Genomic DNA, 12,356 nt, shown 5'->3' with positions numbered 1-12,356 from the left:
GCGAGAGACCAGCTACCGCCCGTCTCGAAGAGCCGCGCCGCGGCCCCAAGGGCCTTGCCCCTCGCGGCTCCCAACGCACCCACAAGCGTGAGGCGGCGAACGCCGCTGGTTACATGGGGCGCGTAGCGACCGGCGTTCGCCGATGAATCGGCTCCTACAAAAGCGCGGCCACAAAAAAGCCGCCTTGTGGGCGGCTTTTAAAGATCCTGGTGGTACTGGACGTAAGGGGTTCGGGCCTGGTCGGGCTCGGGACCGGTAGGGCCGCTGGGTGCGTTACCCGACGACCAGACGTTCTGGGCTCCGACCGAGAGCTGGCCGCGCCAGGGGAGGTGCCAGGTGACGCCGAGGTCGATCGCGCTCCAGCGGCGGTCGCCGTTGATCTGATTGATAGCCGTTGCCTCGGGCTGCATCGTGCGACCGGTGATCAGGCCCGAGATGGGGCCGCGATCGACGCCGAAACTCAGCGCCTTCTGGTCGACCGAGCCGATACCGAGCAAGTTACCCGGGGTGAGCCGGATACGACCGATGCTGGCGCCAAGATCGATGCCACTGCGCGAACCAAGGTCGACCCTGCCATGGGCGTTGAATTCGGTACTGGACGACAGTGCGGTGATCGGCAGACCGGAGGCGGTAGCCAGGCCCGGAAGTACGCGAGGCAACGCTGCGCCCGTACCGGTGGGACGGCTGGAGCCGACACCGAGACCGAGGCTGTAACCCGTGCCACGATACGTCGCGCCTACTTCGCTGCCGACAATGCGCGGCGGTGCCCCTGACACGTTGCAGAGATCGCCTCGCGCCGCGCCGGAAGCACCGCAGGATTCCACGGAATTCATCCAGCCCTGGCCGGTGATGTTCGCGTGGGCCTGTACATGCGGGCCGAGGTCATACTGCAGGCCACTGGAAAGGAACGGACCGGCGTTCACCGCATGCAGGGCAAGCGGCTGGGTACCGTCGGTGCGATCGTCTGACCTGAGGGCGAGCATGCGACCGTCCGGGGCGCGCCAAAGCGGCACCGAACCCTGCGCATTCTGGGCGTAACCGTCGGGTTGCTGGCCCAGGAGCCGCGTTGCCGTGGCGTCCGAACCCACCGGCGCAACTTGCCCTGCCGCGGCGAGCGGCATCAGCAGTAGCAAGGTAAGAAAGGATCTGCGCATGGTCATCTATCGGCAGGTGGCTGAAATCCCCGAGGTCCCGCATCAGCCTCGCGAGAACACCGCCAGTGTATCGCGTTTTACGTTTTACTAACACCCCGGAGGGCCACCTTCAGGAATCGGCCCGCCTGCCGTTTATGAGCATGAAGGGGAAAGGTTGCACGCTGGCGCAAGGCCCCTGAGACTGGCGCTCCACGCCCCATCGCGCGGCCGCCTTAACGCATATAGACTGAACCGACCATACCGGAATCCTTGCCAGGCGATGACTATCGCTCCAACCCAAAGCCCGTCCGTCAAGGCGCCCGGTCACGGTGAAAGCACCCCGTTGCGCGAGGCTGTCGAGCGGTTGCTACGGGCGGCTGAGGCGGAAGTGGTCCGGAGCGAGAGCGAGGCCTTCGCCCGCCACCTCATGYCGGGCGCCCGCGTGGCCTGGCGCGGGGCCGCCGAGCCACGTTCGAGCGGYCATGCCGTGCTCGAACTGGGAACCGACCCGCAAACCGAGCGGGTCCTCGAACTACATACGGCCGAGGCCAGCCTGCCCGATTCGGCCGAACTGATCGACTGGCTCGGCCGGCTGGCCTCGGTACGCCTGCGGCAGCTCGCCGAAACCGCGAATCTCTACGAGGCGATCTCGCGCCTGGCGCTCGCCGAGYGACTGCAGCGTGCTCTCTATGCCATTGCCGAGCAGGCCGGCGCCGAGCACAACATGAAGGACATGATGAGTGCGCTCCACGGCATCGTGGGCAGCCTCATGTATGCCGAGAACTTCTTCATCGTGCTGTTCGACGCGCAGAACCGCACCGTGCGCTTTCCCTACTTCGTCGACTCGCTGGATCCCGACATTCCGGACCCGGAAGGCATCCGCCCGATCGATGCGATCGAGAACTCGCTGACCTGGCATGTCCTGCAAGGCGGTAAGTCGCTGATGGGCGCGAGCACGGAGCTGGAAAAAAACCTTCCGGGCCCGCGCGTATCGATCGGGCCGCCCAGCGACGACTGGCTCGGTGTGCCGATGAAACGCGGCGACGACGTGGTCGGCGCCCTGGTCGTGCAGAGCTATCGCGACGACACGCGCTATACGCAGAACGATCGCGAGCTGCTGACCTACGTCGCCCAGCACGTGCAGACGGCGCTCGAACGCCGCCAGGCGCATGAAGAACTCGAGCGCCGCGTCACCACACGCACGGCCGCACTGCGCGAAGCCAATCGCGTCCTGCGCCAGCAGGTGCTGCAACGCCAGCGTGGCGAGCGCTTGCAGGCCGCGCTGTTCCGCATCGCCGAACTGGCGAACACCTCGGACAGCATCGAGAACTTCTACGCCGCCGTGCATCGCGTTATCGGTGGCCTCCTGTACGCGCGCAACTTCTATATCGCGCTGCTCTCCGAAGACCAGAACAAGCTGACGTTCCCTTATTCGGTCGACGAACTCGACGGCTCACGCGAGCCGCGCGAGCTCGGCCGCGGCCTCACCGAATTCGTCCTGCGTAACGGCAAGGCCCTGCTCGCCGACCGCGAGGAGATCGACCGACTCAATCGCGACCAGGTCCTTTCCACCAGCGGCGCACGCTCGCTCCACTGGCTGGGCGTGCCGCTCATCTGGAACGAAAAATCGATGGGTGTGCTGGCGGTGCAGAGCTATTCGCCCGAGCACACCTATAGCGCACGCGACCAGGAACTGCTGACCTTCGTCAGTTACCACATCGCCAATGCACTGCAGCGTAAGTACACCACCGAGTCGCTCAAGCAGGCCTACGCCAGCCTCGAACGCCGGGTGACCGAACGCACACGTGCCCTGGCCCTGGCCAACCGCGACCTGCGCGAGCAGATCGCGGAACGCGAGCGTGTCGAGCGGCGGCTCAAGTACGAGACCCTGCACGATTCGCTCACCGGCCTGCCCAACCGCACGCTCCTGTTGCAGCGCCTGGAGCAGGCGCTGAATCATTACCGCGAGAATCCCGCCGATCTCTTCGCGGTGCTCTTCATCGACCTCGACCGCTTCAAGGTCATCAACGATTCGGTGGGCCACCTCGTGGGCGACGACCTCCTGTTCCAGGTCGGTGGCCGCGTGCGTGCGTGCCTGAAAACACGCGATGTCGTCGCACGCCTGGGCGGCGACGAATTCGCCGTGCTCGTGGAAGGCATCACCGATCCGCAGGCCGCCACGCATATCGCCGAGCGCATCATCGCGCAGCTGCAGACGCCGTTCCGCCTGGGCGCGAAGGAGATCTTCACCTCCGCGTCGATCGGCATTGCGCTGCCCACGCCGGAATACACGCGTCCCGAAGAACTGCTGCGGGACGCCGACTCGGCCATGTACCGCGCGAAGGACGAAGGTCGCCACCGTGCAGCGGTATTCGACGACCGCCTGCGCCGTGAAGCGCTCTCGCTGCTTGAGCTGGAAGGCGACCTGCGCCGCGCCCTCACGCGCAATGAGTTCGTCCCGTTTTACCAGCCCATCGTGGACCTCGAAGACAACCGCGTCGTCGGTTACGAAGCCCTGCTGCGCTGGCGCCATCCGGAGCGCGGTCTGTTGCCGCCGGGGGACTTTCTCTCCGTGGCCGAAGACACCGGTTGTTCCGAAGCCATCGACTGGCAGATTTTCGAGCAGGTTGCCCGCCAGGTGCGCGCCCTCACACGCGACGAAGGCTTCGTCAGCATCAACGTGTCGGGCAGCCACTTCCGCTCACCAGACCTTGACCAGCGCCTGCTCGACCTGTTCGCCGAGCACGGCGTGCCGGCGCGGTGCGTGCGCGTGGAAGTCACCGAGCGGGCGCTGCTGGAGAACCCGGCGCAGGTCAAACGCATCCTCGAGAACCTTCGAGACCATGGCGTCGGCATCGCGCTGGACGATTTCGGCACCGGTTACTCGTCGTTGAGCTACCTGCACCAGTACCCGATCGAGACGCTGAAGATCGACCGTTCCTTCGTGATCGAGCTGCCCTCCGAAGACACCGACACCGACGCGCACAGCACGGCGGTGGTCCGGGCAATCCAGGCGCTGGCCAATTCGCTGCGCATGCAGGTCATCGCCGAAGGCATCGAAACCGAGTCGCAGATGCGCGCACTGCGTCGCATCGGCTGCCGTTTCGGCCAGGGCTTCCTGTTCGCCCAGCCCCAGCCGGCTAGCAAATGGCTGGCTGCTCCCTTGTCCCTCGACGCGTAGGGGTTATCGCGACCGGGTTTTCGCCGATGAATCGGCTCCTACAGGGAAGCCGGAGCTACTGCAGGGTTGAGKGGGACGGTGGGGTTTCGACCTGTGTCAGCAGGCGCTCGGCGTCGACGCGATCGAACACGTAGCGCGTGGCGCAGAACTCGCAGACGACTTCGATCTCGCCGTCACGATCGTCCAGGGTGGCCTCGACTTCCGTTCGGCCCAGCGCACGCAGCATGCCTTCCACGCGCTCCTGCGAGCAGGTGCAGCCGAAGGCGAGACCCTTCGCCTCGTAAACGCTCACGGTCTCCTCGTGATACAGCCGGTAGAGCAGCTCTTCCGGCAGGATCGACAGCATCTCGGAGCTGCTCAGCGTGTCGGTGAGGATGCCGACGCGCGCCCAGGCGTCATCGTCGTCTTCGGCGGCGCTGTGGCCGCCTTCGCCCGCGATGGGCTGAAGCATGAGCCCCACCGCATGGTCGGCGTTGGCGGCGAGCAGGATGCGCGCAGGCAGCTGTTCGGACCGTTCGAAATAGTTTTCCAGCGCCTTCGCGATCGACGGCTCGTCCAGATCCACCACGCCCTGGTAACGACCGCGATCCACCTGCCCGATCGTGATGGCGAGCAAGGCGTTCGGCAACTCGTTCAGGTGCAGGCTCGACGGCATCGTGTCGGCGTCGTAACGCGCCAGGCCACGCAGGTGCCCCTGGTCGGTGCACTCGGCAAAGAGCAGGCGCAGCGCACCCTCGCTCTTGAACTCCAGCGACAGTGAGCCATCGAACTTGATGTTTCCGGTAAGCAGCGCACTGGCCGCCGCCGCCTCGCCCAGCGTGTTGCGGATATCCGTGGGGTAGTCACCGCGTGAAGCGATCTCGCGCCAGCTGGCGCCCAGGCGCACGAGCACGCCGCGAACGCCTGCTTTCTCAAGCATGAAGCGGTGCAGCACGTCTTCGGATGACAGGGTTTCGACGATCGAATCGGTCACGGTGGCCTCCTGGTGATCCGACGAAAGATGGGGCCATGCCGGCGTACCGACAAGCCCGGCACGCGCCGGGCCCCTATACTGCGCCATCCTTTGCCACCGCGCTGCCATGAGCCCGACGCCCCGCTCGCTGCCGATTCGACTTGCCCGCTACGTCGGCCTTGTCATCCTTGCCTGGTTTGCCCTGTCATGGCTGGTCGTACTCCTGCTGCGCTTCGTGCCGCCGTGGACCAGCGCCATGATGATGGAGCGCCGCGTGGAGGCATTCGTCACCCATGAGCCGGATTTCACCTTTCGCCATCGCTGGGTAGGGTGGGACGCCGTGTCGCCCCAGGTCGGGCTGGCCATGGTGGCCGGCGAGGACCAGAAATTTCCGTTTCATCACGGCTTCGACATCGATGCGATCCAGGACGCGATCGACGCCTCGGATGAAGGAAAACGCCTGCGCGGCGCCAGCACCATCAGCCAGCAGGTGGCGAAGAACCTCTTCCTGTGGAACGGACGCAGCTTCGTCCGCAAGGGACTGGAGGCGTACTTCACCGTGCTGATCGAGGCAACCTGGCCAAAGCGTCGCATCCTCGAGGTCTATATGAATATCGTGGAGCTCGGTAACGGCATCTACGGCGTCGGCGCGGCCAGCGACGTGTTCTATCGCACCACGCCCGACCGCCTTGGCGTGATCCAGGCTGCGCGGCTGGCAGCCGTACTGCCCAATCCGCGCCGCTTCCGCGTCGACGCGCCCAGTGCCTACGTGCAGAAGCGCACCGCCTGGATTGCGCAACAGATGGGACAACTCGGCGGCCCCGCCTATCTCACCCGACCGGCACCCGTCGCCGGGCGCGTTCGCTAAAGGATCGACATGACGTTCTCACTGGCCATTGTGGTTCCCGCTTACAACGAGAGCGATGTCATCGACGCGTTCCATGCCCGGATCGGCGCGGTACTCGACGGGATCGAGGCCACGGCACGCGTGATCTACGTGGATGACGGCAGCAGCGACGACACCTGGCAGAAGCTCTGTGCGATCTCGGGCGCCGACGGGCGGGCGACGGCACTGCGGCTGTCGCGCAACTTCGGCAAGGAGGCCGCCATGACCGCCGGCCTCGACGCCGCCGATGCCGACGCGGTGGTCGTCATCGACGCCGACCTGCAGGACCCTCCCGAACTCATTCCCGAGCTCATCGCGCGCTGGCGCGAGGGCTTCGACGTCGTTTACGCGACCCGCGGCGAACGCGACGGCGAAACACGCCTGAAGAAATTCACCTCCGCGGCGTTTTATCGCGTCATGGAGCGTCTCTCCGACACGCCGCTGCCGCGCGACACGGGCGACTTCCGCCTGCTCTCGCGCCGCGCCGTGGCCGCCCTGGGTGGCCTGCGCGAGCGCCAGCGATTCATGAAGGGCCTGTTCGCCTGGATCGGTTACCGGCAGACCGCCGTGACCTATCACCGCGACGCCCGCTACGCTGGCGCCACCAAGTGGAATTACTGGCGCCTGGGCAACCTGGCCATCGAGGGCATCACCTCGTTTTCGGCAGCGCCCTTGCGAGTGGCCACATGGGTGGGCCTTTCGGCCGCCGTCCTCGCCTTTCTCTATGGCATCTGGGTGTTGCTGAAGGTGCTGTTCTGGGGCGATCCGGTGCGCGGCTACCCGACCCTGATGGTCGTGATCCTGTTCCTCGGCGGCATTCAACTGCTCGCCCTGGGAATCATCGGCGAGTACGTGGGCCGAACGTATGCGGAGAGCAAACGCCGCCCGCTTTACTACGTGGAATCCCGCCAGGGCGGCGAGCCACCCTTCACCTCATCGTGACGCCTCGCGGCGGCTGACGGCGCTACACTGGACCATCGCGGCGACGCGCGCCGCCTCCACCCGGAGAGTCGAGAATGCAGCAGGTCAAGCATCTCCTGGACGCCAAAGGCAAGGAAGTCTATGCGGTGGCGCCAGACGCGCCGGTCTACGACGCCATCCGCCAGATGGCCGAGAAGAATGTCGGCGCGCTGGTCGTCCTCAAGGGCAGTGAACTGGTCGGGATCGTTTCCGAGCGCGACTACGCCCGGAAAGTCATCCTGAAGGACAGGTCCTCCCGCGACACCCCCGTCGCCGACATCATGACGCCGACCGTTATCACGGTCTCGACGAGTGCCACGGTGGACGAGTGCATGCGCTTGTGCACCGACGGCCGTCTGCGCCACCTGCCGGTGCGTGACGGCGACCGTGTCGTCGGCGTGATCTCCATCGGCGACCTGGTCAAGGCGGTGATTTCCGAGCAGAGGCAGACGATCAACCAGCTCGAGAGCTATATCACCAGCTAGGTGTCCTTCGCGCCCGACTCCGGAAGGAGGTCGGGCGATACCGCCGCGCGACGGGCCACGATGGTGGCCACGCCACAGAGCGCCGCGCTGATCAGGCCGAGACCGGCAATGCCGACGCCCAGCCCGCGCAAGGCAGTGAGTGCCGAGGTGACCAGCACGTCGCCAAACCGCCAAACCGTGGTCTCGATGAAGTTCTTGCCCTTGTAACGCGCCTCGCGCGGCATGCGCGTGTAAAGCGCATCGGACGCGGGTTTGGTCATGCCGTAGGTCATGCCGCGCGTCCCGATCTGCACGATGGTCAGCAACGAGACCACAGAGCCGAATACCGCGATGTCCGCGGGGCCGTAGATACCCAGCAGGGCCAGCAGGACGAAGTTGACGAGGGTCGGCAGCACCATCGCCCAGACCGTGCCCAGCCCGCGCATGAGCAGCGGCGTGATGGTGAGCTGCAGCACGGCGCCGAAACTGTTGATCGCAAAATCCAGGTCCGCATAGAACCGGGTGCGCTCGGCAATCCCGGGGTAGTGCAGCTTGGTGTAATCCGCCATGAGCGCGTAGGCCAGCGTGGCGATGCCATCGCTGAGCAGCATGAGGATGGCCATGTAACGCAGGAAGGGCTGGGCGAACGCGGCCTTCGCGCCGTCCAGCAACGATCCGCCAACCGGGGCACCACCGCTCGTATCGTTGGCCGCCCCCCCATCCGACAACGTTAGCAGCAGCCCCAGCGCGATCAACAGGGTAATCGCCGACACCAGGAGCAGCGCAGGTACACCGATCGATGCGACGAGCAGGGATGTCAGCACGGGCCCGACCAGGGCACCCGCCATGCCGCCGAAGGCGATGAACGGAAACATCAGCCGCGCCTGCACGCTGCGATAGATGTCCGCCATGAAGCTCCAGAACAGCGACACCACGAAGAGGTTGAAGACGCTTACCCAGACAAAGAACACGCGTCCCAGCGCGACGGCACCGATGCGGTCCTGGACGGCGAAGGCAGGGATGAACCCGACCAGGCAGGCGGCGAAGAACACATAACTGCCCAGCAGGACGCGTCGGCGCGGGAACCGCGAGACCAGCCAGCCGAACACGGGGGTCAGCGCCAGCATCACCACCAGCACGATCGCGTAGAACAGGGGCAGCGAGGACGACCCCGCCGCTCCCACCAGCTGGTCGCGGACCGGTCGGATCACGTAATAGGAGGTCATCACGAAGAAGAAGGCGATGACCGAAAGGACCAGGGTCATGCCCTCGGCCATAGCGGCGGGTCGACGTGTATTCACAGGTGGCCGACTTCGATCCGGTGAAAGCTGGCCAAAGCCTACCACGCCCCCACGCCCCGCTCCTGTAGGAGCCAATTCATCGGCGATGCTCTCCTCCACCCTGGAATCGCCGATGAATCGGCTCCCACATGGCCGACGAATCGACGTTGTCCCCGGCCCATAAGTAAAAGACAATGCCCCTGATGACGATCAGCGCGCTGACGTCCCCCTTCCCGCGGCGTGTCCCCACGCCTCGACCCGCGAGATAAGCATGTCGTTTCGTTCCGCTTCCCTGCTCGCCTGCGCTATCGCCTGCGCCATCGCCGCTCCCTTCGCCCTGGCCGCGCCGCCACCGCCGCAGAAGCCGCCGGTGGTGCACGCCGATCCTGAATCCGCCCACCTGCCGCCTGAGCGCGTCAAGCAGACGATCGAGGACTACAAGCGCTGGATGGACGAGGCGGAGGCACGCGATGCCGCACCGGCCATCGTCACGGCGGTCATCGTGGACGACAAGGTCGTTTACGAGCGCGCCATCGGCTACGCCAACGCGAAAACGAAAGAACCTGCCACGCCGGAAACCGTCTTCCGCCTGGCCTCGTTGTCGAAAGCGTTCGCCACCGGCGTCACTGCTGTCCTGGTTCGCGAGGGTTTCCTCAGCTGGGACACCAAGCTGATCGACACCATTCCGTACTTCAAGCTCAAGGACATGGAAGCCGCACAGCAGGCCACGGTCCGCGACATCCTTGGCCAACGCCTGGGCCTGCCACGCAACACCTACGACAACATGCTCGAAGCCGACATGCCGTACGAGGAACTCGTGCGCAAGCTCGACGAGGTGGATCTGTCGTGCAAAGTGGGCTCGTGCTACGGCTACCAGAACGTTGCCTTCAGCATGATCGGCGACGTGATCTACGCCACCACCGGTGATTATTTCTTCCGACAGGTGGAGCGTCGCATCTTCGCGCCGCTGGGCATGACCACCGCCAGCTACGGCCGCGATGCCCTCGAGGCCAGCAAGAGCTGGGCGCGTCCCCACCGCGGCGGTCCGCACAACTGGATTCCCTACGAGCCCAACGACAGCTACTACCGCGTCGCGCCCGCCGCCGGCGTGAACGCCAGCCTGCGCGACATGGAGCAGTGGCTGATGGCACAGATGGGCGGTCGCCCCGACGTACTGCCCACGCCCTCGCTGGACGTGCTGCACGCGGCCGGCGTCGCCACGCCCTCCGAAGTGCATTCGCTACCCTGGCGCCACGCCCGCGTCACCGACGCGCACTACGCGCTGGGCTGGCGCGTGTTCAAGTACGCCAACGAAGACCTGATCTTCCATGCAGGCGCCGTCTCCGGCTACCGCACGATGATCGGCTTCTTCCCGAAGTACCACGCGGGCGTGGTGACGATGTGGAACGGCGCCGGCCCGATCCCTGCCGGCCTGATGCCGATGGTGTTCGATGACCTCCTCGGCCTGAACCACGTCGACTGGGCTGGCGTGGAAGGCTCGGTGCACACCGCACCCGCCGCCCCTGCCAAGAAAACCGCCACGACGAAGAAGGCCGCCGCCACGAAGAAAGCAGCACCGGCGAAGTCGACGAAGACGACGAAGAAAAAGAAACCCTGAGGGCTTCTTCCCTCAGCGGTTCCAACGTGAAAGGACAGCCGCTACGCGCCTCGTGTGACCAGCGGCATTCGCCGCCTCACGCTCGTGGTTTCTTGGGAGTCGCGGTCGGGTTGACCCTTGGGGCCGCGGCGCGGCTCTTCGAGACGGGCCGTAGGCGACGCGATCGCTTGCACGGAAACTGGGCGGCCCTCAGCTTARGCGGCCCCAAGGGCCAACCCGACCGCGACACCGGACGTTGAGGTTGYGTGYGGYAYAAGCGCAACGCCGCTTCGTCGCTCAATGTCTGATGAACGACCAGGCTGCTTTYTGTAGGAGCCGCTTCAGCGGCGAACCCTCAGRCTGTCGCGTTTGCGARYGAGGCCTTGTGGTGATTGGGCGAGCGGTTGAACGCCYGCACGATGCGACGCAATGCTTCGTTCGCGAGATCAATCGCTGAGGGTTCGCCGATGAAKCGGCTCCTACAMGAGCGGCGCTGCAASTCGYTGGYGGTGYGCTCGACSMCACGCARCCTCRRCSTTCGGTGCCGCGAGGGGCAAGGYCCTTGGGGACGCYTAAGCTGAGGGCCGCTCAGTTGACGGGCAGAGCGAGAGCGGTCCCTACGGCCCGTCTCGAAGAGCCGCGCCGCGGCCCCAAGGGCCTTGCCCCTCGCGGCTCCCAACGGACCCACAAGCGTGAGGCGGCGTAAGCCGCTGGTTACATGGGGCGCGTAGCGACCGGCATTCGCCGATGAATCGGCTCCTACAGAAGCGCAGCAAAAAAACGGCTCCTTGCGGAGCCGTTTGTTCTTACCTGCCGAGGTTGAACTGCAATCGTCGGCGGAGGGTGACGGAAATTGCCTCACCGTTTCGGGTGGCCGGCTTGAATTCCCATTTGCTCACCGCGTCGATCGCCGAACGGTCGAAGACATGCTTGGGCTGTGCGTCGACCACCGAGACATTACCCACGGCGCCGTCGGCACCCACGGTCATCTCCACATCGACCCAACCTTCCTGGTTCGCACGCATGGCGGCCGTCGGATAGCGCGGGTTGACCTGGCGGATCAGCACAGCGTCGCTGATGGACTCGTCCGTGGCGGCGCGTGCGACCGGACGCGGTGCGGCGGCGACGGGTGCAGCCGCGGCGGGCTGCTGCTGCGCGACACGGGCCGCCTGTTCACGTGCGGCCTGCTGACGCTGCGCCTCGGCGGCAGCCGACGCCTGCTGTTCGGCCTGCAGCTTGGCGGCGCTGGCGGCATTCTGCTGGGCCAGCTGCTGCGCCTTCTGCGCATCCACCGCCTGCTGTTGCTCACGGTCCAGCGTTTTGCGCTGGGCATCCAGCTTGGAACGCAGAATGGTCAGCGTGTAGTTCTCGGGGTCGGCCTTGGCAAGCAGGTCGATCTCGCGCTGGGCTTCGTTGAAGTCCCGCTGGTTGATCGTCTGCTCGGTGGCGGCGGCGCCGTACGAGAACGTCTCGCGCAGGGCGTCGGCGGCGACGGGATTACCCGGCTGCTTCTGCAGCACCTTCATGTAGAACTCGAAGGCGTTGTTACCTGCCGGCGCGACGAGACGCTGCTCGTTCATCGCCGTGCGGGCCTCGGCCAGGAGCTGGTCGGTGCTGAGAGCGTCGACGTTGGCCGGAGTATCGCGTGTCGCGCCTGGCTTGGTCGCCGCGGCGGTGGCCGGGGTGACACCGGCATTCGCGTCGCGATACGGCTTGATAATGAGGAACCAGGCCGCGACTGCCAGCGCCAGAACAATGGCGAAGACGGTAAGTGTCACGGGATTGACGGCGCCGCGCACGAAATGGCGCGAAGGAATGCGTTGACGATTATCCATGGCGGTCGAAAGCGGACTCCGCATAGCGCGCGCCCCCTGATGGCTTGACGCGGAGGACCCCCCGTCCC

9 protein-coding genes are annotated in these 12,356 nt (G+C 65.7%); 5 read left to right on the top strand and 4 right to left on the bottom strand.

The genetic code is table 11. The features are described 5' to 3' along the window. Window positions 1-197 precede the first annotated feature (197 nt). The gene (locus tag AC1DT2_RS07755; RefSeq protein WP_213950069.1) at window positions 198-1,154 is read right to left on the bottom strand and encodes a hypothetical protein; all 957 of its coding nucleotides are present in this window, start codon (window positions 1,152-1,154) and stop codon (window positions 198-200) included. A 259-nt stretch (window positions 1,155-1,413) separates the two neighbouring features. Between AC1DT2_RS07755 and AC1DT2_RS07750 the strand changes: the two genes are divergently transcribed. Beyond that, window positions 1,414-4,314, top strand: coding sequence for a bifunctional diguanylate cyclase/phosphodiesterase (locus tag AC1DT2_RS07750; RefSeq protein WP_477295642.1), 2,901 nt, complete (start codon window positions 1,414-1,416; stop codon window positions 4,312-4,314). A 55-nt stretch (window positions 4,315-4,369) separates the two neighbouring features. Here AC1DT2_RS07750 and hslO read toward each other — a convergent pair whose 3' ends face one another. Then, window positions 4,370-5,287: an Hsp33 family molecular chaperone HslO gene (gene hslO / locus AC1DT2_RS07745; protein ID WP_477295640.1), complete on the bottom strand. Its 918-nt coding sequence runs from the start codon at window positions 5,285-5,287 to the stop codon at window positions 4,370-4,372. Between the two features lie 106 nt (window positions 5,288-5,393). On the opposite strand from hslO, the gene mtgA reads away from it, so the two are divergent. The 3 genes from mtgA to AC1DT2_RS07730 all read left to right on the top strand — a co-directional run bounded on the left by mtgA (window position 5,394) and on the right by AC1DT2_RS07730 (window position 7,597). Further along, on the top strand, window positions 5,394-6,134 hold the full coding sequence (gene mtgA / locus AC1DT2_RS07740) for a monofunctional biosynthetic peptidoglycan transglycosylase (RefSeq protein WP_477295638.1): 741 nt from the start codon (window positions 5,394-5,396) through the stop codon (window positions 6,132-6,134). Between the two features lie 9 nt (window positions 6,135-6,143). After that, the gene (locus AC1DT2_RS07735; RefSeq protein ID WP_213950072.1) at window positions 6,144-7,094 is read left to right on the top strand and encodes a glycosyltransferase family 2 protein; all 951 of its coding nucleotides are present in this window, start codon (window positions 6,144-6,146) and stop codon (window positions 7,092-7,094) included. Window positions 7,095-7,168: 74 nt separating this feature from the next. Continuing rightward, window positions 7,169-7,597: a CBS domain-containing protein gene (locus AC1DT2_RS07730; RefSeq protein ID WP_063573153.1), complete on the top strand. Its 429-nt coding sequence runs from the start codon at window positions 7,169-7,171 to the stop codon at window positions 7,595-7,597. Here AC1DT2_RS07730 and AC1DT2_RS07725 read toward each other — a convergent pair. Continuing rightward, window positions 7,594-8,841: an NTP/NDP exchange transporter gene (locus tag AC1DT2_RS07725; RefSeq protein WP_477295635.1), complete on the bottom strand. Its 1,248-nt coding sequence runs from the start codon at window positions 8,839-8,841 to the stop codon at window positions 7,594-7,596. The two genes, AC1DT2_RS07730 and AC1DT2_RS07725, sit on opposite strands and share 4 nt — an antisense overlap. Before the next feature lie 286 nt (window positions 8,842-9,127). Here AC1DT2_RS07725 and AC1DT2_RS07720 point away from each other — a divergent pair, with 286 nt between their 5' ends. After that, on the top strand, window positions 9,128-10,474 hold the full coding sequence (locus AC1DT2_RS07720; protein ID WP_477295633.1) for a serine hydrolase domain-containing protein: 1,347 nt from the start codon (window positions 9,128-9,130) through the stop codon (window positions 10,472-10,474). A gap of 785 nt (window positions 10,475-11,259) precedes the next feature. Here AC1DT2_RS07720 and AC1DT2_RS07715 read toward each other — a convergent pair. After that, window positions 11,260-12,288: an energy transducer TonB gene (locus AC1DT2_RS07715; protein ID WP_063574243.1), complete on the bottom strand. Its 1,029-nt coding sequence runs from the start codon at window positions 12,286-12,288 to the stop codon at window positions 11,260-11,262. Window positions 12,289-12,356: the final 68 nt, after the last annotated feature.

The organism is Luteibacter sp. P4_E6 (genome assembly GCF_056401535.1).
Note: the sequence above shows the minus strand (reverse complement) of the source record. Positions and strands in the feature narration are given on the sequence as shown.